Below are 21,599 nucleotides of genomic sequence, written 5' to 3' on the forward strand. Positions count from 1 at the left end.
TTGCACGTTTGTTGCAAACAACGTGAGTTTCATCTATTGAATTCGCGTTTCTCTGTTCTCATACAAGGCTTCATCAGTTGACGCTGCTAGTACCTCACTCTAAAATAGTGAACTGTGTTCAATTCGATTATCACTATCATGGCCCGTAGAAACGATCATACAAGGGAAGAGCTTGTCCAGCTAACACTTAGCACGGTCAAAACCTACCTTAACGAAAACTCACATCACACGCTTAGCCTGCGAAAGATCGCTACGCTGATCGGTTATGTACCAAGCACTTTGGTTAATGTTTTTGGCAGTTATAACCTTCTACTGTTACGAGCCGTTGCCGAAACACTTGATGACTTATCAAGTGAAGCAAAAAGTGTGGTTGATCATGCTCAAAACCCAGAAGCAGCGCTTTATGCTTTAGCGGCTTGCTATCACGATTTTGCCCAGCAATCGCCTTACCGTTGGCAATTGATTTTTGAACATAATATGAATGGTGACCGCCTGCCTGAATGGCAAGCACAGCGTATCAATGGAATGACCGCAATGCTTGAAGGCTTACTCTCTGTTCATAGACCTGATAAATCACACTCCGAAATACTAAAAGCCAGTCGCGTGCTATGGGCAGGCGTACACGGTATTACGTTACTGAGTGTTGATGATAAATTTTTCTCTGCCGAACCTATCGACGGCAACGAGCTTATTCGAGACCTTATCTCGAAATACCTACAAAGCTGGTAACACCACAAGGAACGGCAATGCCACACTCGACATCAGGCTCTTTGCTCTCACAAAGGCGCTTTTTACCCTATTTCATTACTCAATTTTTTGGCGCTTTCAATGACAACATTTTTAAGAATGTATTGTTATTGTTCGTTGCGTTTGCCGGCCCCCAAGTACTACCGGTGTCGACTAACTTATTTATTAACCTCGCTGCGGGTCTGTTTATCCTGCCCTTTTTCCTATTTTCGGCCTCCGCGGGCGTGCTTGCAGACAAATACGAAAAATCATGGTTTATTCGTAAAGTAAAACTGATTGAAATCGCCATCATGTGCTTAGGGGCGATTGGTTTTATCACACAAAGCTATGGCATTTTGCTCTTTTTACTGTTTTTGATGGGCACCCAATCGGCCTTCTTTGGTCCCGTGAAATACGCGTTGTTACCTCAACAATTAAAGCCTAATGAACTCCTTTCCGGCAATGCTCTCGTTGAAACGGGAACGTTTATTGCCATTCTTGTAGGGACATTAGGTGCCGGGCTAATTGCGTCAGCTGAGCATGCCAACTACGTCGCTGCAGCGAGTGTCGTCATTTTTGCTATTGCGGGTTACCTATCCAGTCGCTACATTCCTGAAGCGGCCGCCAGTGCCCCTAATTTGAAGTTTCGTTGGCAGCCAATTAAACACACCAAAGAAACGCTGAAAATTGCTCATCAAGATCGTGTGGTGTTTCAATGCATCATGGCCATCAGTTGGTTCTGGTTTTTGGGCGCAACCTATCTAACTCAATTCCCAAACTTCACTAAAAACCATCTTATGGGCAACGAAGCGGCGGTTTCTTTTTTATTGGCGCTATTTTCTGTTGGCATCGCATTAGGGTCTATGCTGTGTGACAAGATGTCTAGAAACCGCATTGATATTGGTATCGTGCCAATTGGTAGCCTTGGTATCACCATTTTTGGGGCGCTCATGGCTTACGCTGTCCCGAGTGATTTACCGCTGTTTGATGGTTTTTCTGCATTTGTCGCACATTCAGCTTTATGGCCTGTTTTTGGCTTCTTGCTGCTGCTGGGCATTTCTGGTGGCCTCTTCATTGTGCCGCTTTACGCACTAATGCAACAACAAGCGAAAGAAACAGAGCGCGCTCGAGTGATTGCCGCACTTAATATCTACAACTCACTGTTTATGGTGGGCAGCGCAGTTTTGGGTATCGTCACCTTGTCGGTACTCGAATTAACGATCGTACAACTGTTTCTCGTTCTAGCATTATTGAATTTCGCGATGGCGGTTTACTTGTTTCGACAAGCGCCTGTATTTGTCGTTTGCTCGATCGTCCGCGGCCTAACGGCAATGCTTTACCGAGTCAATCTTAAGAACCTTCACCACATCCCAAAAGAAGGCGGCGCGTTGATTGTTTGCAACCACGTCAGCTATATGGATGCCGTTGTGGTAACGGCAGCCTGTCCACGCCCGATGCGCTTTGTTATGGAAGAAGATTACGCCAACTTTAAACCGGCACGTCGCTTCTTTAAAGGGTTAGGCGTCATCCCTATTTCTGCGACGAAACAAGGTTCAATTCGCCGAGCCTTTGGTGAAATTGAAGAGGCATTACGTCAAGGTGAAGTGGTGTGTATTTTCCCAGAAGGGCGTCTGACCCCTGATGGTGAGATGAACGAGTTTATGCGTGGTGTTAACTTGATTATGAAGCGCTCTCCCGCACCCGTCATCCCAATGGCACTCAAAGGGCTATGGGGCAGTTATTTCAGTCGTCACAAAGGTCGTGCTTGTAAAGGTCTACCCAATCGATTCCGAGCGAAACTGGAAGTTGAAACGGGTGAACCGGTAGAACCGAGAGAAGCAAGCAGCCAAGTGATGTTCGAGAAAGTCTCGACGCTGCGTGGTCAATATCGCTGATTAACACGCTACATGTTCAGTATTATTGAACGCTAGTTCATTAATATAAGATTTTTCTATCCAATAAATAAGGATAGGATGGCGATACTGATATTCGCCATCCTATTTTTTACGGTTACCTATGCTGACCTTGCTTCGATCGTCTCCGCTGTTTTTTCTAGCCTTAGTTGTTTGTCTCACCCCTTGGATATCATCGCCAATTGCGTTGATACTGGGTTTTCTGCTGACAACCTTCAGCTTAGTTCCACGCGGGTTGCCATTAGCGAAATTTACCAAAACGTTGCTTGCCTATTCTATTGTCGGACTGGGGTTTGGGATTCATCTCGATCAGGCCATTCAAGCCACCAGCCATGGTATCGGCATTATCGTTGCAACCATTTTTGGTACGCTGATCGTCGGTTGGTTTCTTGCCAAACGTATGGGCGTTGAAAAACAAACCGGATATTTAATTGCCTCCGGGACGGCGATATGTGGCGGAAGCGCCATCGCCGCTGTCGCGCCCGCGATTAATGCCGATGACGAAAAGATTGGCATTGCGCTCGCCACCGTATTTGTGCTTAATTCTGTGGCTCTGTTTGTATTTCCAGTCATTGGTCATGCGTTACAGCTTGATCAGCACACCTTTGGTACATGGGCGGCCATCGCCATCCACGATACCTCTTCTGTTGTAGGGGCAGCATCGGCGTATGGTGAAGAAGCCCTGACAACCGCAACCACGCTTAAATTAGCTCGCGCGCTATGGATTGTGCCTGTCGCTTTTATTAGCGCACTGATTTTTAGCAGTAAGCAAAAGAAAATCACCATCCCTTACTTCATTGTGTTTTATTGCGCCGCGATTTTAGTTAGTGACTACTTTCCACAATTTGACGTCGCCTACCAAAGCATCTTCGCACTTTCGAAACAGTTATTGGTGGTGTGCTTATTTTTGATTGGCTGCAGCATTTCTGTTGATAAACTCAAGCAAGCCGGAAGTAAACCCATGATCTTTGGTGTTACTCTGTGGCTATTGATTTCGACGATTTCGTTGGGTTGGCTGATGACCGGTTTTGCGTAGTTAATCAGAAGTTACACCGCAAAGATAACCCGCGTCTTTGTTAGCTATGTCGAAATCATCACACGATAGCCAAGGTATCGTGTGATCCAATTCTGAGTCTAAACGCTTAAAAAAGAACTCATATACTTTAGGGTTGGTTACCGGTTTACCCAATGCGATTGATTCTATCGAAACAAAATCCCCCTCCGATGTGATAGCGGGCATCGTTGCGCCTTCTTGACGTCCAATGCTCACTTTCACATCCACTCCCCCATTGGCTTCATACGCCTTTACTATCCAGTTATCCGCCCCGTTTTGCGTCGACAAAATAACATATCTCCACCACTCTCGGCTCGCAGACAATTGGTCATCAGGGTACGTAAATTCGAAATCATGATCAGATTTTTCTAAAACCGATCGGGCGGCATCAAGTGCTTGGTTTTTTGTCACTCCATCATAATGACGCGTCGTGACTTGGTGCCACTCCGAACGAGACAACTGGGGTGCGGTTGCACAACCTGTCATAATAATTGCGGTCACAGCCAAGATAAAAATGGTTCTAAAGTGCATTCTTGTTACCTATTGATTTATTGCGATTGTTTTCAATTGGTACCACTGAAGTCTGAACGACTCCCGATACTGGGAGTCTTCACTTTTTTGGGGTACCATCCATCTTTTTGCCACTATGCCGTCGGCTCTCTATCTCTCATTATCTAAATCTCTAAAATTGATAACCAACATCGACCAACCATTGACCAGACTTGAATCCGTTCGTTTCTTTTGAGTAACTAACACCAGTCATAATGTGCTCGTTGAATTCCCCTTTCACTCCGACTGAAGCAACAAAGCTATTATTAGTTTCGTTTTGTCCGCTTCCTTTTATCTTATCCCACGACCAACCAGCAGTAACATAAGGCTTAACCACGACAGAGTTTGAAACGTGATAGGGCATCCCATAACCGATAGCAGCTTGATATCGGTCTAAATCAACCGAGTGACCATACTTTTTCTCAGCATCGGAGTTAGAGCTCAAATTTCCTGATGTTGTTGTGACTCGAAAATCAGTAAATAGGCTCTCTTTTAGCGAGGGGACGAGATAGCCTTGAGAGAAAACCGAGTAGCCTTGTAACGTACTTCCATGGCTGTTGTCGGTTGCATACCCTGCGCCTACCGTGATGCCTGAAAAAAAATCTTTCATTGTGGCCGCTTGGCTAAGCGTTGATACAACAGAGAGTGATAAAAAAGCAACGGTTGCTTTGTTCATGTTACATACCTCATTTTATTGGCTTCCCCTAGTATTTCGCAGGGCGAACGATTAAAAGAGGACCATCTACTTTTTGACTATTCACCTTTTTTATTTTGATCTACACTTTTGCCTACATTCCGTATTATTCGAGGTATTTTGTGGACAAGTCTGGCAACGTCATTCAATTACAACGCCTTAAGCAATTGGAGCAACGGTTTCATCTCACCCGCGCCATTGTAGATAAAAATCAGCTATCAGACGTGTTCGTATGTTCAACGCGGAATGTCACTAAGATAATGAATAACCTAGCGTCTTTAGGTTGGGTAGAGTGGCACCCGGGGAAAGGTCGTGGCAATAAATCTACGCTGTTAATTCTGTGCTCGTTTCAGGACCTACTCACTGAGCAATTGAAAATAATGATACAAAATGGCGGGCTAAACGAAGCTTTTAAGTACGCGACTATTTTTCACTATCAACATATTTTCAAACAAAAACTGCCAGAATGGTTAAAAGTATATTCTGATGACCTTGAGCGCTCTGATGAACTCAATGGATTGGTGGGTTATTCATTACCTCCTTGCCACCCTATGACGATGACAGAACTTCAGTCTGGGATATACGTGAATGCGATGTTTGATACGTTAATCCGATTCAACTCTGTAAGCGATACCTTTATTCCTCACTTAGCACACCAGTTCTACCAATCGAATAACACTTACTTTTTTCGAATTCGTCCGGACGTCTATTTCCATAATGGCGAGTTACTGACACCAGAACATGTAAAGAGCCACATGATCAAACTCACCAAACATACACCGTTATTCACGAGTGTAAAATCGGTGTCAGTCAACAAACGTTGGCTTGAAGTCACTTTGCATCATGATGACCCGATATTTTTGCATGCGTTAGCTGACATTCATTGTAGTGTTTATTTGGATAATGAGCGTGACCCAGAGTTTCCATTTGGCACAGGATGCTATCGCTGGGAGACTCGCCTTCCTGAACACTGGTCGCTAATTAAGAACGAGCAATACTTTGGGGTACACGGGATACTAAAACGAGCGGATTTCTGGGTGGCGGATTCGAATATGACTGACCAGCTTGAACAAAATAATATCAGTGTTCAAACCGAGGTTGCAATGCACAGTGAAAAGGAACGACAAGCCCACTCAAAGCGTACCACCCATTACCGACTAAAAGGGTGCCAAGCGGTGTGTATTGCTCACCATGTTCCCGTTCATGTCCGAGAACAACTGGCATCAAGGTTAAAACGTACCTCACATCAGCACTTTTCTACCTCTCAATCAACCCAACTGTCGTGTCAGAATCTGTTTGGCGACGACTTTAATACATCAACATATTTGGCAACGAGTGATCTAGACTCAAATGAACACTCCGCATTAAGGGGGGAAACAATAACCTATTGGAATAATGAAAATAGTGCCTTAGCGGCAATGTTAGAGAGCCTATCAAGTACTGGTGCGACTCTAAAACCCACCAATGAATTAAGCGAAGCGGATGTCTGGCTAAACGACTATTTGTTTGGTCATGACATATTACTTGACCAGTTTTATTGGTTGCTTGCTAATAAAATGACTGAGCAGTTACTTCCTCCCGTTCTTCATAAGCAATGGAAAGATGCGATTGCACATTCCAGCCACTTATCTCAGCTATTTTTAGATATTGAAGAAGTATGTAAGCAGAAACACTTCATTGTTCCTCTGTGGGGGAAAACCGTTTCGTTCACCACCCATGAGTCACTTCGAGGAGAAAGTACGGATTCGCTCGGTCTGATGAATTTATCTGACCTATGGTTTGATAAGCGCGATCATCAGCGTTAAAAGTATGTCATTACAATGGATGAGCAACATGGCATGCATCGTACCGTTTAAATACCGAATTGATTGCGAATAACCGACTAACATACATGCGAAAAAAGTATCGTTTTTTTATTCATTTACTGCTGAGCATTGATTGAGGCGGTTTAGTCGACGATGTTGTACGGCGCTTTACACTAACGAACAACACAACGGTGAGAATGAATGCGGTGAGCTCCGCCATTGCCCGTGGCAGCCCTTCCGTGGAGAGTGCCAGTAAAATCTGCAGCACAATTGCTATTCCAAGAGTTATATTCATTCCATTTGCTCACGTCATTATCCTAGAGACATTATGGTGAGCAATGACCAAAGAGAAAATTCCGTTTTGGACTATGAAATAACCACATAGTCAGACTGCGCGCTTGATAGCCAGATTTTAACTTGTGCCCTTGATATTTTAATACCTGACGACGCCAATGATTCTGGTAGATGATAATACGCGACAGGATATTTAAACGCCTCTAAACCAGTGCCTTTAAGTCGTTGGTTCATTACTAACTTTTCATCTGAGCTCCATTCGCATGGACTCATTTCTGAGTCATCACTATTGATATTTGAGCTTTGTATTACGGCAACGGGACGCGCACCAAACTCATCGCAGCCAACAGGTACGATAATGGCCTGAATAATATTGGGAAGTCGATTTAATACCGCTTCTATCTCTTCACAGTGGATATTTTCCCCACCTGAGATAAACAAATTGTCTGCTCGTCCAGTCACAAGCAGCTCATGATTTTCACTCCAGCGCCCCAGATCCCCGGTATCAAACCACCCATCCGTTAATGCCAGCGCTCGAAGGTGTCCTTGATAGAAGTAGCCTTGAGACAATACTGCCCCTCTGACCTGTATGCGCTGATCTTGTAACTTAACTTGTCGATTGGGTAAGGCGGTACCAGAAGAATACTGTTGGTCAACGAGCTTGGCCGTGACGGTTGATGCGGTTTCTGTCATGCCGTACCCCATCCACATTTCAATGCCCAAAGCTTGAGCTTGTTGGATCAAATCTGCAGGGATATGACTGCCACCCAGTAACACGCGTTTAAGCTGATTGGGAATACGCTGATCGATAATTCGTTTCAGCTGCGTGACAACCAAAGACGCATGACTGACATCCACGATGTCTTGGCTAAATACACCACTGGCAAGTTTTAACTGTGCACCGACGGATAGCCAACGCCAGATAATCGCCAAACCGGAGACGTGAAACATAGGTAGGCTAAGCAGCCAGCTGTCGGTGTCACGATACGTAAACCGCTCTAACAATCCTCTTGCGGATGCTAGGTGCTGCTCAACCGTGTGAACGACCGCTTTAGGTTGACCGGTCGATCCTGAGGTAAAAATAATCGAGGCGCGTTGGTTTAGATCAGTATCGCTGAACACCTCAAGTGACGCCCTTTTCTCAAGGTGCGATTTATGCTCGAGTGAATGCAGACGTATTGAACGACAGTCTCTTGTCAGACTCTGCGCAGTAAAATCGATACCTGAATCGGAGCAATCCCATAGGTAGGCCTTCTCGTTCGCTTTGTATAGCGTCTCTAGCCGGTCATTTATATTTGCTGATGTCGAGACCATCGCCGGTATCGCACCATGAGCGACACACGCCAAATAAGCGAACACAAGGTCGATTTCGGCTCGCCCTACTAGGCACACCACGTCGTGAGTTTGTACGCCCTCGTTAATTAAGCACTGTTGATATTGCTGTACTGTTTTCTGGATCTGTTGCCAAGTGTAGGTGCGGTTTACCGTCACTACCGCAGTATCATTAGGCTTGTGCTGCGCCCACGCTGTCCATACGTTCACGCGCTCATGGTCTCCATAATTTGCCACTTCGCTACGACTGCCAGTACAACGTCTGTTCATCCAGTGTTGAGACAGGAAGTCGACATTTTGGCCACGTCACTTCAAGTTGGGCGGCAAACAACTGCATCGTATCAAGACCCGGCGTTTCATTTGGAAGTTGCCATTGAGAAAAACGAGCAAGGTGATTAAGACCGATACTGCTTTCTAAACTCGAGCTAATAACCACTTGGATACCGTGCTGATGCGCCGCTTCAATCAGCGACATACATTTCTCTAAACTACCGACCAATGTCGGTTTCATAATCAGCGTTTTTACTCCAGTTAACGAGCGGACCGAAAAATCCGATGCTCGCACCGCTTCTTGTAACGTTTCATCCCACGCTATCGCTATTCCCGTATCAATGGCAAAAGAGAGGCTATCACCCGGTGTTTTGCACGGCTCTTCAATAAAAGCGATACGCTGGCGCAGCGATGGCGAGATGTAAGAAGCAAATTTGTTGGCTTTTTCAAGGCTCCATGCTCGATTGGCGTCCAACCTCAACGTCAAATCAGGGATGGACTCCAAGAATAGACTGACGATCATGCCATCACGAATCGCTTCGTACATACCCACTTTAATCTTTGCGACTTTATGACCGGGCATCGTATTGAGGATAGGAAGAAGATCATCAGGATCACCCGAACATAACGGCGCCGCCTGATAATTGCCACTGATCGGTAAGCGATTAGCCAGATCCATTACCGCGCACGATAAGCCAAATGCCACTGAAGGGAAACACTCGTCAAGATCAGAGTCGAGATGGCCTTCTTTCACCCATAATTCAAGGTATTGCTGCGCTTGAATGCCAGCTTCTTGTAATGACTCTTGACTAAAACCCGGTAGCGGTGCGATCTCGCCCAACGCATGTTTGCCGTTTTCAATCAGTTCAACAACCCACCCTTCACGTGAGGTGAGTTTGGTATCTCGTAAGATCACGCCACTGTCCATCGGTAGCGTGTAGCGATAAAGCTTTGCTTGTCTCATGGTCGACATTCCGCGTTTAAGTGTTATTTTGAACAAGTTAGAAGCATTGAAGATAGGTGTTGTCGGCCGCTCTTTCAATCAAAAAGAGCGGCGTTATTACGGTTGTCGCTTAAGGGTTACGTGGGAATTTATGGAAATCAGGACGACGTTTCTCGTTAAACGCATTGCGCCCTTCTTGACCTTCTTCCGTCATGTAGAACATCATGGTGGCATTGCCCGCAAGCTCTTGCAGACCCGCCTGACCATCACAATCAGCATTGAGTGCCGCTTTGAGGCAGCGCAGCGCCATTGGGCTGTGTTGCAGCACTTCACGCGACCAACGAATCGATTCTTTTTCTAGATCAGCAACAGGAACCACGGTGTTAACCAGCCCCATGTCCACCGCTTCTTGAGCATCGTAAAAACGACACAAAAACCAGATTTCACGCGCTTTCTTTTGGCCAACGATACGCGCCATATAAGAAGCCCCCCAACCACCGTCAAACGAGCCGACTTTCGGGCCAGTTTGACCAAATTGGGCGTTGTCTGCGGCAATAGTCAAATCACACATCATGTGTAACACGTGACCACCACCTACCGCCCAACCTGCTACAGCAGCAATCACTGGCTTAGGACAGGTGCGGATCTGACGCTGAAAATCGAGAACATTTAAGTGGTGCGTCCCCGTATCATCTTGGTAACCACCGTAGTCACCACGAACGGACTGGTCCCCACCGGAACAAAATGCCTTTTCACCCAAGCCCGTTAAGATAATTACACCAACATTTTCATCATAGCGCGCATCGGCTAACGCACGGATCATTTCTTGAACGGTACGAGGCGTGAATGCATTGTGAACTTGTGGTCGTGCAATAGTAATTTTCGCAATACCATCTTCAGATTTGTGATATTGAATATCTTCAAAGTCACAAGTAACGTCAGCCCAATTTACGGGTGCATAAAGTTCTTCTTCGGTTAATCCAACTGTTTTTGCCATGGTATGTTCCAATGTTAGCCACCGTTTAGTTCGGTGTGTTTATATACTTGAGCAGAGCTGAGGTAAACGCCTTAGGGTGCTCTTTATGAACGTTATGTCCCGCATGCGGAACCACGTGATGATTTAGGCCGCTAAGCCTTGCCAGTGCAGTGAACTTAGTATCATTTGCACCACTGATGAATAACGGCGTATGACCGGAGTCAAAACTCAGTTGTTGCACTTTGTCTAGTAAGTACGGCTGCCGCCCTAATGAGGTGCTATCAAGCATCGCACTTAATTTGTTGCCTAGGTTAACACTTCGCTTCACGATCAAAAGTTGTCTTTGCTCATGATTTAATGAAGAAAACACCGGCTGTTGGTACCAGTCGGCTAAAACCTCTGCAATTTTTTCATTCTGAAAGCGTCTTGCCCAGACTTGATCCGCCATTAGGCGTTGCTGACGCTCATCATGGCTTTGCAGGCCAAAATTGCCGCCTTCAATGACCAGCCCTAAAATTGGGTTTGTACACCATGTCTCTGGATGGTCCATCGTTAAGCGATACATCAGCAATCGCGCCCCCAATGAATAGCCAATTAGACACACGGGGGTCACTGGGTCAATTTGGTATTCATCTAAAGCACGTTGAATTGCCATACCCAGTAACGAACTTGCCTCTTCAAACCCAGAGCATGTGACGTGGGCACTTAAGCCATGTCCTGGCAAGTCTAGGAGCAAACGTGGGTAATCCGTCAGCTCATCGGTGACGTTACACCAATCATCGGTCGAACCAAGAAAGCCATGCACAAAGACCAATATAGGTCGATGCGTGTGCGGTTGGCATCCCGGCAGGAACCGCGTGCTCAGTAAATGGGAGTTTAGTAAATGATCGTTATTCGGCATGATGCAAGTGCGGGAGTTTCAACGCTTTCACCTGCTGGGCAAGCGAACGAATGTGACCGCCGACTTCTTCGCTAGGCGTGTTCACTTCCACCAAGAGCGTCTTTGTACCGTTCGCTAAGTGATTAAGCAGCGTCGACTCAAGCTCATCACTTGATTGAGGCTGGCAATACTGCAACCCAAATTGCGCAGCCGCATGCTGGAACGTGAAACCATGAGGCATTTGATAGCAAGCGACTTTTTGTTCCACGGGAACCGGAAGTAAATCAAAAATCGCGCCACCATCATTGTTCGTGACCACTATGACGTTCGGCTTCGTTGAATGACTAAACAACGCTAACGAATTCAAATCATATAAGAGCGAGGTATCACCGAGATACATCACAATTGGCGACTCTTCGGCACGAGCAACACCACTCGCCGTCGCCACTAGCCCATCAATTCCTGACGCGCCGCGATTGCTATAAGTACGACGTCCATGAATCGAAGACACCATATCAACAAGCCGAACAATAAGACTATTACCCAAGAACAACGGTATCCCTTCGGGTAAACCCTGCGTACTTTTCGCGACATCCAATTCACTTATTGTTTCACTCGGAGCCGATAAATGTTGGGTCGCAGAGGCAAACCGAGTCAAATCATCTCCCCAGTGTGCATATTGAGGTGACGTTAACATCGCCAATGCATCCCCTAGCCACTGCTTTATATTCACCGACAAATGTGTCATCGGCAAATGGTCAGGGTTGATACGATCCCAATGCTCACTGAGCAAGACGCAGCGGGTGCCGCTGGTCACTTGTTCCTTTAACCATTGGTTAAGCCTTTTAGACACAAACCTGGCACCAACTTGCAAGACAAAATCGGCTTGTGAAAGATGCTGATGTGCTACTTGATTTTGCAACCAAAGATCATAATGTTGCCAATCGCCACCTTGACCCGATTGAGGGTCAAACAAAATCGGCCACCCCAACGATTGAGCCAACGCGGCCGCCTGATTGGCGATAGTCAAGCTCGTATTCCCAACAAGAATGACCCCTTTTTTCGCCTCTAGACCCAGCCTATTTACGCTCTCACTATAATCACCAACGACAGGTAATTCATATCGCACATAAACATCATCACTTGCCAGCCAGCTTTTGATTGAGCCTCGATACGCCTCAAACATCGATTGGTCTTCCCCGCCGTACAATGGCTCTGGGTAAGGACAGTTGATGTGAATGCTTCCACCATTTTGCTGTTGCGAGACAAACGCCGAATCAATGGTGGTTAGCAGCCAATTTAATGAAACAGCGGTATTAGGAGAAGGCAACCCGACATATTTGGTCACGTGATGAGAAAAAATATCCGTTTGCACTATGGCTTGGTTTGCGCCGCACTCCACCAGCTCGATCGGACGGTCAGACGTCAGCAATATCAGCGGTTCTTTGGTCAGCATAGACTCGGCAACAGCAGGCAGTAGATTAGCCACCGCAGTGCCTGACGTGACAATAACCGCGACCGCGTTATTGGTCGCTTTTGCTAGCCCCAGCGCGAGAAAACCCAACCCACGTTCATCAAAATGGGTATGCAAGGTAAAACCACCGTGTGCGACCGCTTCTAATGTTAACGGTGTGGAGCGAGAGCCGGGAGCAATGCAAAGGTGGCGTACCCCTTGTCGATACAGCGCCTCCAACATGACCTTTGTCCACACCCGATTTAATGCGGCTTGGTGTGCCATCATGATGCCACTCCAAGTAACGGATGCTCAGTAATCAGGCTAAGCAAGGTCGACATTTTTTTATCCAGCTCTTGCCATTCGTGCTCAGCAACAGAACCGGGAACAATGCCTGCGCCCGCAAACAGTTGCAATTGGTCTTCAACGATCAATGCACTACGAATCGCCACACAAAACTCGGCACCATCGTGACTAAGATACCCGACAGAGCCGGCATACCAGCCACGAGCAAAAGGTTCATTTTGCTCTATGTACTGCATCGCAGCCTGACGCGGTAAACCCGCCACCGCCGCCGTTGGTTGCAACGCTTGCAACAACTGCACGCCATTAATTCCGGCCTTAAGTTGGGCATGAATGTTACGTTTCAGATGCTGAACTTTTCGCAGACGAACCAAACGAAGCTCTTCTTCTATCGCAACCATGCGTGAATGCGGCGCCAAGCTTTGCTGAATATCATCCACGACATACTGATTTTCATTAATATTTTTAACGTCTTGGGTTAGCCAGTTAGATAATTGCATGTCATGAGAGGCATTCCCTCCTCGACCTATCGTTCCAGCTAATGCTTCCGTCTCCAGCTCTTGCCCACGGCGTCGATACAAACGTTCGGGTGTTGACCCAACAAAGCTATGCTTGGGAGACAGCGCCATTAAAAAGTGAAAGCTATGATGGTTGTTCAAATAACTGGCTTTTAGCAGTTGAGCGGGAGAAATTGGCGTTTGCAGATCAATTGACGTTTTGCGTGCCAGTACCACTTTTTTAAATTTATTGTGCTGAATTCCCTGCAACACATCATCAACTAACTGACCCCATTTTTCTTCTGTAGGGGTGTGCGTCATCGCTACTACCGAGGTAGAAATAGGAGGCAAGTCCTGATGAGAAACAATCAGCCGCTGGAGAGCTCGTATTGATATATCAACGTTTGTCCCGATATTGACTGCTAAACGCCAACCTTTATCAAAACGAATCAGTTCTATTTGCGGAAGAAAAAAGAAAGCAGGCATGCAACGGCGGTTCTTGGCCGTATGACCATCAAAAGAGCGTCCACCCCATACGCGTTGATTATGATCTAAGATCGCGTACGCAGGCGCGGGTTCAGAAAACGTATGTAACTGCCCCAAAGCCACGACTTCTTCACGAGTATCTCGCGACTGCCAGTAGAACTTAGGATAATGAGGTTGCACATCTAACCAGTCAATACTTGATGACTTGGGTTTACCATCCAATGGTTGTTCGAGACGCTTCGTACCCGGCGGTACACTCTTCAACTTATCAAGAAGCTGGATAATAGCTTGTTCTAAATGAGACAAATCAACCTCAAAACGATTTCTTTAATTTAATCAGTAATACAGAAGCTACTGTATTTATACCTACAGGATAGATCAAGCGCCATTACCCTAATTTGCTAGCCACGTGTTGTAGCACGTCACAACCAGATTCATATCAACACTTTATTTGTGAGTTTTCTTAGATTTTTATTCTATAAAAACGCAATCTGGTGTAATTTGGTAAAGAAATTATCGGATTTTTAGGAACATAACAATGAAAAATATCGAGATGTCGTCAAAACTCGATAATGTCTGCTACGACATTCGAGGACCAGTACTCAAACATGCTAAGCGCATGGAGGAAGAGGGGCATAAAATCCTGAAACTAAATATAGGAAACCCCGCCCCCTTTGGTTTTGACGCCCCCGATGAAATCTTAGTCGATGTGATAAGAAATTTACCAACATCGCAAGGTTATTGTGATTCCAAAGGTATTTACTCCGCTCGTAAAGCTGTGGTGCAACACTATCAAAAGAAAGGCATTCACAGTTTAGATGTTGAAGACGTCTATATCGGCAATGGCGTATCTGAGCTTATTGTAATGGCGATGCAAGCTCTGTTAAACAACGGAGATGAAATGTTAGTTCCCGCTCCTGACTACCCTTTATGGACAGCAGCGGTTTCTCTATCTGGCGGCACGCCCGTTCACTACCTCTGCGATGAGGAAGCGGATTGGTACCCAGACCTAGATGATATTAAGAAAAAGATTACACCGAAAACACGCGGCATCGTTCTCATTAACCCGAACAACCCAACCGGTGCTGTCTACAGTCGCGACTTTTTGCTTGAAGTGATCGAAATTGCTCGCCAGCATAAACTGATTATTTTTGCTGACGAGATTTATGACAAGGTGCTTTATGATGGCGCAACACATATTCCAGTGGCAACACTTGCTGAAGATGTACTGGTTTTAACCTTTAATGGTTTGTCTAAGTCGTACCGTGTTTGTGGCTTCCGTGGCGGTTGGATGTTTTTAACCGGGCCAAAAGAGCATGCGGTTGGCTACATTGCAGGTCTAGAAATGCTCGCCTCCATGCGACTTTGTGCCAACGTGCCTATGCAACATGCCATTCAAACCGCGCTTGGTGGATACCAAAGTATTAATGAGCTTATTCTGCCCGGTGGTCGATTGCTTGAGCAACGAGATCGCGCGTACGACCTCATCACACAGATCCCTGGTATTTCTTGTGTGAAGCCGAAAGGCGCCATGTACTTGTTCCCCAAAATTGACACTAAGATGTACAACATCAAAGATGATCAACGCATGGTACTCGACTTTCTCAAACAAGAAAAAGTACTGCTAGTACAAGGCACTGGCTTTAACTGGCCAAAACCCGATCACTTCCGCATTGTGACACTGCCGCATGTCGAAGATCTAGAATTAGCCATTGGGCGATTTGAAAAATTCCTAACAACATATAGCCAGTAACTCTTTCATATTGTTATTAATAAGCCTATTCTTATTGAATGCCGCACTGTGAGGTGCGGCATTTTTTTAGGGAGGTTGCCCAATGGAAAACAGTTGTCTCAAAGAAAGCCACTTTTTTGCCCACTTAGCACGGATGAAGCTCATACAACGCTGGCCTTTAATGCGTTCCGTATCCAACGAAAACATCTCCGAGCACAGCCTTCAAGTTGCGTTTGTCGCGCATGCACTCGCGATAATAAAAAACAAAAAGTTTGGTGGAAAAACCAACCCCGAACGCATTGCCATCTTAGCCATGTATCACGATACCAGTGAAGTGTTAACCGGCGACCTCCCCACCCCTGTAAAATACTACAACCCTGAAATCGCCAAAGAATATAAAAAAATTGAAGCCGCCGCCGAGTTAAAACTTCTGTCCATGTTGCCTGAAGAGTTTCAAGAAGATTTTAAGCCCTTTCTCGTTTCTACTAGCGCTTATGAAGAAGACACTAAAATCGTCAAACAAGCCGATTCTCTTTGTGCTTATCTCAAATGTCTTGAAGAACTCAGTGCGGGCAATCACGAATTTGCGTTAGCGAAAAAACGACTCGACCAAACACTTGAATCCATAGCAACTGAGGAAATGAATTATTTCCTGCATACCTTTGCCCCGAGCTTTGAACTATCGCTCGATGAGATCAGTTGACCCGCCTCTAATTAAGACGCGAAGCGGCAAGGCAGCGAATAGAAACCTAATATCTCCGTCGCCGTTCCCTGAAAAAGCGACACGATAGAGCGTAATGAGAGTGGTAACCCAATGCAGCTAGAACAACCGTTGATTTGGCAATCAAGACACAGTGATGAGCACAAACTACGCAGGAATGATCATAGGGACCCTTATCAAAGAGATAGAGCCCGAGTCCTGCATTCTGCCGCTTTTCGTCGCCTGCAAGCTAAAACACAGGTTCATGGCACCGGAGGCAATGACTTTCATCGAACTCGCCTTACACACTCACTTGAGGCGGCACAAATTGGCTCTGGTATTGTTTCTCAGTTGCGTCAAAAGCAGCCTGAGTACCTAGACATTTTACCTAGTGATGCTTTAATTGAAACGCTATGCCTTGCACATGATATAGGTCACCCCCCATACGGACATGGTGGTGAAGTCGCGTTAAACTATATGATGAGAGACTTTGGCGGCTTTGAAGGCAACGCCCAGACATTTCGGATCGTGTCACAGCTTGAGCCCTACACCGAACATAACGGGATGAACTTAACTCGCCGAACATTACTTGGCTTGCTCAAGTATCCTGCATACTTGAGCCAAACCTGCGCAAGAATTCAGCCAGAGCCTGTCGCACATCAACGTCAGTTAAAAGCCAAAGACTGGTCACCGGCTAAAGGCATTTATGACCAAGATAACGCGCAATTTGAATGGGTCACACAGCCACTCAGCCAAAGTGACCAATCGCAGTTACAACAAATGCGTACACCACTACCGAAATGTCACCAGCACCACAAAACCAAATTCAAATCTCTAGACTGCTCCATTATGGAGTTGGCGGATGATATTGCTTATGGGGTTCACGACCTCGAAGATGCCATTGTGCTTGAGTTAATCAATAAGGAGGTTTGGCGAGCCAGTATTGAAGGTCAACTGTCTTTACAAGCTAATTCATGGTTTACGCAGCATTTTGATGCCATTACTGAGTTGCTATTCTCTGGCAAACATTACCAAAGAAAAGACGCCATTGGGGGCATTGTAAACGCGTTACTCACGAGCATTTGTATCACACCGCATGCTGATATTGCCTTTGATTCGCCTTTGCTTCAGTTCAATGCCTTCTTAGAACCTGAAATGGCGCATGTACTCACCATCCTCAAACAATTTGTTAGTGAGCACGTTATACAAGTGCCACGGGTTCAGATTTTTGAGTATAAAGGTCAGCAGATTATTATGGATCTTTTTGAAGCGTTCAGTGCGGATCCAGCTCGCTTGTTACCCGAGTCCACAAAAGAGATTTGGTTGAATGCTCAAGCGCAAGAGGGGAACGGAATGCGAGTCATCGCCGATTATATTTCTGCGATGACTGACGGCTACGCACAAAAAATGCACCAACAATTATTTGCGGCGCATTCGCATTAATGACAGCCCTTATTCACATTGGTCGTCTATTCGTAATTTCGCTCGAAAACTCCTGGTGGCATCTGCGAGATATGAAACTCAATCATTTGGTTAAACGCAAAAAGTAGCGCGGAAAAATCTTGCTCAGGCTCGAGAATAGATAAAATATGGTAGCCCGCTTCCACTGTTGACAAAGCATTACTCGTTGGGGCTTTTCGAATACGATAATCGCCTTCAAGATCCGTTGGTAATTGCACCATTGGCAGCTTATGAAGGTTCGTTGATAACGTCCAAATCTTATAGGCCTTTTTCCATGTACCATCGAGTAAAATAATACGAAACGGACGTGTGTCATGGGTTTGATCGAGCTGCTCTAGTGGCTGAGATTGCTCACCAAGAAATAACACGCAAGTTCGAACACTGTCATCTGCCAATAATGCGTTAAGTGCAGTATCATCTGAAAAGTCTTCACCAATGAATACCTGTGTCGAAGGCAAGGACAGCTGCAGTATTTTAGCGGTTCCAAGTGGGCGTTTTTCCTCACTTGGATGCTGCAAGATAATCAATTCAGATCGGCTGTTAATTGATGTAATCCATTGACAGATACAGGCACGCTTTGCCTTAAAACATTGAGGACAATATCGCAACATGACCTTTTCTTTCGTCATAAGACTGGCTCTCATCTTACTACTTTGCATGGTGTTACAAATACCCGATCTCCAAAATTGGGCCGTGTGGCATCGTGAGGCTATTTATAACGGTGAATGGTGGCGGATAGTAACAGGAAATTTCTCTCACACCAACCTTGCTCATTTAGCGATGAATATGGCAGGACTTGTCGTGATTTGCTATTTATTTAAACCCACCACAAAAGCGCTGTATACCCTGCTCGCACTATTATCGCTCTCTGTGGGGGTTGGCTTGCTAGTCACGCCCCTTGATGCCTACTTGGGACTCTCTGGCGTCTTGCACGGCCTGTTTGCCTACTGGGCATTGACCGAGTGGCTATCCGGAAGAATGAGCAGTGTGTGGTTGGTGCTGGGCGTGAGCATAAAGGTGGGGTGGGAATCGGTATTTGGTGCGTCAGCCTCCACACAAGATTTGATTGCTGCCAATGTGGCAACCGAGGCCCACGCAATCGGCGTGGGCGCTGGATTTACGTTTGCGTTATTGTACTGGCTATATCAAAAACGTCATTTACAATAAGATTCTGGCACGGTTTTTTTCAACCGTAGCAGGCCCCACGCCTTTCACTTGCGTCAGGTCATCAATGGTTTTGAAGTCGCCGTGCGTATCGCGATACTCAACAATACTTTTTGCTTTTTCAATACCAATGCCGTTAAGTAACGCGGCAATTTCTTCTGGTGTTGCTTGATTCACATTAACGGTAATTTCGATGCCTTCTAGCTTATCGGCTTTGGCGGCGAAGCTCGTTGATAGTGGACTCAATGCACACAATACAATAAGCCAAACTGACAGCAATACTTTCATTTCTGATCCCTCTCTGATTAGTGATTCCTCAAAATACACTCAGCATCAAGAATGACCAGATGACAATACCTAAAATAAAACGGGCCGCTTTCGCGACCCGTTTTTATTCGACTATCAGTTGCATTGTTTTCGTGATCTCACGAGGGTTTCTCGTCAGCTCAGCGAGTTACTCAACAACATTTACTCAGAAACAATGAAGTACTCAATCTCTGTGTTTTTACGCAGAATCGTTAGCACTGATGCTAAGTCTTGTTGAGTTGCAGCACGCTCCATCTGAGCACTAATTTGCTCGTTATACATAGGATCAGCATTTGACGCCACTTTACTCAGCTCTACCACTACGACATTGCCGTCCGCGTCTTTCGCTTGAGCAAAGGTCAACGCGCCTTCTGCTGGTTTCGTCATTGCAAAGACGGTACCAGCCAGTGCTGAACTACGATCAATCGTTTCAAGCTCACCAAAGCTTAACTGGTTCTCCGTCAGAGCGTCAGTGTTGCCTTCTTTGAGTTCGTTAACGAGTTGAACGCCAAGCTCCATCGCCGCTTGCTCACCTTTCACGCTTGCTAGTTGTGAGATCACTTGCGCTTTTACTTCATCAAGAGGTAATACGGTTTCAGCACGAATGTCTTCGACACGAACAACTACAATATGTTCTGGCGCGACTTCCATTGCCTCAGAGTTCAAGCCGTCTTCCTTCACTTCAGGTGATTGAAGCGCTTGTACTACTGATTGGTTCTGTAGTACGTCTGGCAATTCTGATAGTGAGATAAAGTCTGTTGTTACTACATTTTGCTTAATTGCAGCGGCAGCATCATCAAGTGAATCAGGGTATTCAAAGGCGATTTTTTCCAACTCATTTTGTAAGTTATAAAAATCATCAACCGCAAGTTGATCAACCAGCTCTGCAGAAATTTCATCTTTGACTTCAGCTAAAGGCTTAGACTCTGAAGCTTTGATTTCATCAAGTTTAATGATGTGATAACCAAAGTCAGATTTCACTAGCGCTGTTACGTCACCGACATTTTTAAGCCCAAACGCGGCTTCTTCAAATGCAGGGTCCATAACGTCACGCTCGATCCAACCTAAAGAACCGCCTTCTTCAGCACTGCCGATGTCTTCAGATTTCTCTTGCGCCAATGTTGCAAAGTCAGCCCCTGCATTCAGTTCGTCTAAGATAGCTTGTGCTTTAGCTTCATCATCACCTTGAACCAAGATGTGACTGACTTTACGCTGCTCCGACGTAGAGTACTTATCTAAGTGCTCATCGTAGTACTGCTGAATTTGCTCGTCTGAAATTTCAACGTTGTCTTTTAGCGCTTGAGCAGATAATTCAACGTAAGATACTTTTAGCTGTTCAGGGCGAGTAAATTGCGCAGGGTTAGCATCGTAGTACTGCTGAATTTCTTCGTCAGTAATCTGCGCTTGCTGTGCAAACTCTGCAAGAGAGAGCGTCAACGTCTTAATGTCTCGGGTTTGAGTCAGTAGCTGGCTTTGCAACTCGATTTCGCTAGGAAGCGTAAATTCACTGCCTTGCAAAGCAGAAAGAAGTTGGTTGCGTACTAAATCTGTACGTAAGTATTCAGCAAAGCTATCGGCACTGAAACCTGCACGTCGTAGCGTTGCTTGATAAATATCTTGATCAAACTTTCCGTTACTTTGGAATTGAGGCATTTCTAAAATCATTTGACGAATCTGAGCGTCACCAATTCGAAGGCCTAAAGACTCTGCGTGTTGCTCAAGTAGCACATCGTTAATCATGCGATCAAGAACAGACTTGCGGAATGATTCCACATAATTTGGATCAGCCAAGAGCGTCGAGAAATAGTCGCCCATTTGAGATTGCATTCGATTACGCTCATTTTGGTAAGCCTGCTCGAATTCGCCACGACCGATCTCAACATTGCCAACTTTTGCTGCGGTGTTACCACTGCCACCCGCGATGTAGCTACCTACGCCTGCGAACACAAAAGACAGGATGATGAGTCCAAGGATAATCTTAACAGCGATACTGTTCACGCCTTCGCGCATTCGCTCCATCATAATTTTATTACTCTCCAGATAGGAAGGTTTATCTTCTAC

Annotated in this window: 20 protein-coding genes; 8 read left to right on the forward strand and 12 right to left on the reverse strand. The window is 45.8% G+C overall.

Features of this window, described 5'->3' with window-relative positions:
• Positions 1-138 precede the first annotated feature (138 nt).
• The 3 genes from MD535_RS15315 to MD535_RS15325 all read left to right on the forward strand — a co-directional run bounded on the left by MD535_RS15315 (position 139) and on the right by MD535_RS15325 (position 3,675).
• Positions 139-729 (forward strand): TetR/AcrR family transcriptional regulator, encoded by a 591-nt coding sequence (locus tag MD535_RS15315; protein ID WP_265675897.1) that lies wholly within the window; start codon positions 139-141, stop codon positions 727-729.
• 17 nt (positions 730-746) lie between these two features.
• Positions 747-2,621, forward strand: a complete 1,875-nt coding sequence (locus MD535_RS15320; protein WP_265675898.1) for an MFS transporter — start codon at positions 747-749, stop codon at positions 2,619-2,621.
• A 121-nt stretch (positions 2,622-2,742) separates the two neighbouring features.
• Positions 2,743-3,675 carry a YeiH family protein gene (locus tag MD535_RS15325; protein ID WP_390902942.1) on the forward strand — a complete coding sequence of 311 codons (933 nt, stop codon included), beginning with the start codon at positions 2,743-2,745 and terminating at the stop codon, positions 3,673-3,675.
• On the opposite strand, the gene MD535_RS15330 is transcribed toward MD535_RS15325, so the two are convergent.
• Positions 3,676-4,224 (reverse strand): hypothetical protein, encoded by a 549-nt coding sequence (locus tag MD535_RS15330; protein WP_265675899.1) that lies wholly within the window; start codon positions 4,222-4,224, stop codon positions 3,676-3,678.
• 151 nt (positions 4,225-4,375) lie between these two features.
• Positions 4,376-4,918 carry an outer membrane beta-barrel protein gene (locus MD535_RS15335; protein ID WP_265675900.1) on the reverse strand — a complete coding sequence of 181 codons (543 nt, stop codon included), beginning with the start codon at positions 4,916-4,918 and terminating at the stop codon, positions 4,376-4,378.
• Positions 4,919-5,058: 140 nt separating this feature from the next.
• On the opposite strand from MD535_RS15335, the gene MD535_RS15340 reads away from it, so the two are divergent.
• Positions 5,059-6,741: an SgrR family transcriptional regulator gene (locus MD535_RS15340; protein ID WP_265675901.1), complete on the forward strand. Its 1,683-nt coding sequence runs from the start codon at positions 5,059-5,061 to the stop codon at positions 6,739-6,741.
• A gap of 112 nt (positions 6,742-6,853) precedes the next feature.
• Here the strand turns inward: MD535_RS15340 and MD535_RS15345 are convergent, their stop codons facing one another.
• From MD535_RS15345 to MD535_RS15375, 7 genes are all read right to left on the reverse strand, one after another.
• Entirely contained in the window at positions 6,854-7,036 is a 183-nt protein-coding gene (locus tag MD535_RS15345; RefSeq protein ID WP_265675902.1) for a hypothetical protein, read from the reverse strand.
• A 71-nt stretch (positions 7,037-7,107) separates the two neighbouring features.
• A complete protein-coding gene (gene menE / locus MD535_RS15350; protein ID WP_265675903.1) occupies positions 7,108-8,577 on the reverse strand; it encodes an o-succinylbenzoate--CoA ligase in 1,470 nt (489 codons plus the stop codon).
• Positions 8,578-8,608: 31 nt separating this feature from the next.
• Complete coding sequence (menC, locus tag MD535_RS15355; protein WP_265675904.1) at positions 8,609-9,601, reverse strand: o-succinylbenzoate synthase; 993 nt, start codon at positions 9,599-9,601, stop codon at positions 8,609-8,611.
• 109 nt (positions 9,602-9,710) lie between these two features.
• Positions 9,711-10,577, reverse strand: a complete 867-nt coding sequence (menB, locus tag MD535_RS15360; RefSeq protein WP_265675905.1) for a 1,4-dihydroxy-2-naphthoyl-CoA synthase — start codon at positions 10,575-10,577, stop codon at positions 9,711-9,713.
• Between the two features lie 25 nt (positions 10,578-10,602).
• A complete protein-coding gene (gene menH / locus MD535_RS15365; protein WP_265675906.1) occupies positions 10,603-11,457 on the reverse strand; it encodes a 2-succinyl-6-hydroxy-2,4-cyclohexadiene-1-carboxylate synthase in 855 nt (284 codons plus the stop codon).
• Positions 11,447-13,177 carry a 2-succinyl-5-enolpyruvyl-6-hydroxy-3-cyclohexene-1-carboxylic-acid synthase gene (menD, locus tag MD535_RS15370; RefSeq protein ID WP_265675907.1) on the reverse strand — a complete coding sequence of 577 codons (1,731 nt, stop codon included), beginning with the start codon at positions 13,175-13,177 and terminating at the stop codon, positions 11,447-11,449. The genes menH and menD overlap by 11 nt, the downstream gene beginning before the upstream one ends.
• Positions 13,174-14,481, reverse strand: coding sequence for an isochorismate synthase (locus tag MD535_RS15375; protein WP_265675908.1), 1,308 nt, complete (start codon positions 14,479-14,481; stop codon positions 13,174-13,176). The genes menD and MD535_RS15375 overlap by 4 nt, the downstream gene beginning before the upstream one ends.
• Positions 14,482-14,713: 232 nt before the next feature.
• Between MD535_RS15375 and MD535_RS15380 the strand changes: the two genes are divergently transcribed.
• The 3 genes from MD535_RS15380 to MD535_RS15390 all read left to right on the forward strand — a co-directional run bounded on the left by MD535_RS15380 (position 14,714) and on the right by MD535_RS15390 (position 18,050).
• Entirely contained in the window at positions 14,714-15,928 is a 1,215-nt protein-coding gene (locus MD535_RS15380) for a pyridoxal phosphate-dependent aminotransferase (protein ID WP_265675909.1), read from the forward strand.
• A gap of 82 nt (positions 15,929-16,010) precedes the next feature.
• Positions 16,011-16,610 (forward strand): 5'-deoxynucleotidase, encoded by a 600-nt coding sequence (gene yfbR / locus MD535_RS15385; protein WP_265675910.1) that lies wholly within the window; start codon positions 16,011-16,013, stop codon positions 16,608-16,610.
• 111 nt (positions 16,611-16,721) lie between these two features.
• Positions 16,722-18,050 carry an anti-phage deoxyguanosine triphosphatase gene (locus MD535_RS15390; RefSeq protein ID WP_265675911.1) on the forward strand — a complete coding sequence of 443 codons (1,329 nt, stop codon included), beginning with the start codon at positions 16,722-16,724 and terminating at the stop codon, positions 18,048-18,050.
• Positions 18,051-18,076: 26 nt separating this feature from the next.
• Here MD535_RS15390 and MD535_RS15395 read toward each other — a convergent pair whose 3' ends face one another.
• Positions 18,077-18,679, reverse strand: a complete 603-nt coding sequence (locus tag MD535_RS15395) for a tRNA-uridine aminocarboxypropyltransferase (protein ID WP_265675949.1) — start codon at positions 18,677-18,679, stop codon at positions 18,077-18,079.
• Here MD535_RS15395 and rrtA point away from each other — a divergent pair.
• The gene (rrtA, locus tag MD535_RS15400) at positions 18,678-19,235 is read left to right on the forward strand and encodes a rhombosortase (RefSeq protein ID WP_265675912.1); all 558 of its coding nucleotides are present in this window, start codon (positions 18,678-18,680) and stop codon (positions 19,233-19,235) included. The genes MD535_RS15395 and rrtA overlap by 2 nt on opposite strands.
• Here rrtA and MD535_RS15405 read toward each other — a convergent pair.
• Together MD535_RS15405 and ppiD are read right to left on the reverse strand one after the other, a co-directional pair.
• Positions 19,227-19,520: a ComEA family DNA-binding protein gene (locus MD535_RS15405; protein ID WP_265675913.1), complete on the reverse strand. Its 294-nt coding sequence runs from the start codon at positions 19,518-19,520 to the stop codon at positions 19,227-19,229. The two genes, rrtA and MD535_RS15405, sit on opposite strands and share 9 nt — an antisense overlap.
• Before the next feature lie 180 nt (positions 19,521-19,700).
• Complete coding sequence (ppiD, locus tag MD535_RS15410) at positions 19,701-21,560, reverse strand: peptidylprolyl isomerase (RefSeq protein WP_265675914.1); 1,860 nt, start codon at positions 21,558-21,560, stop codon at positions 19,701-19,703.
• Positions 21,561-21,599 lie beyond the last annotated feature (39 nt).

It is taken from the genome of Vibrio qingdaonensis (genome assembly GCF_026191675.1).
GTDB classification, from domain to species: domain Bacteria; phylum Pseudomonadota; class Gammaproteobacteria; order Enterobacterales; family Vibrionaceae; genus Vibrio; species Vibrio qingdaonensis.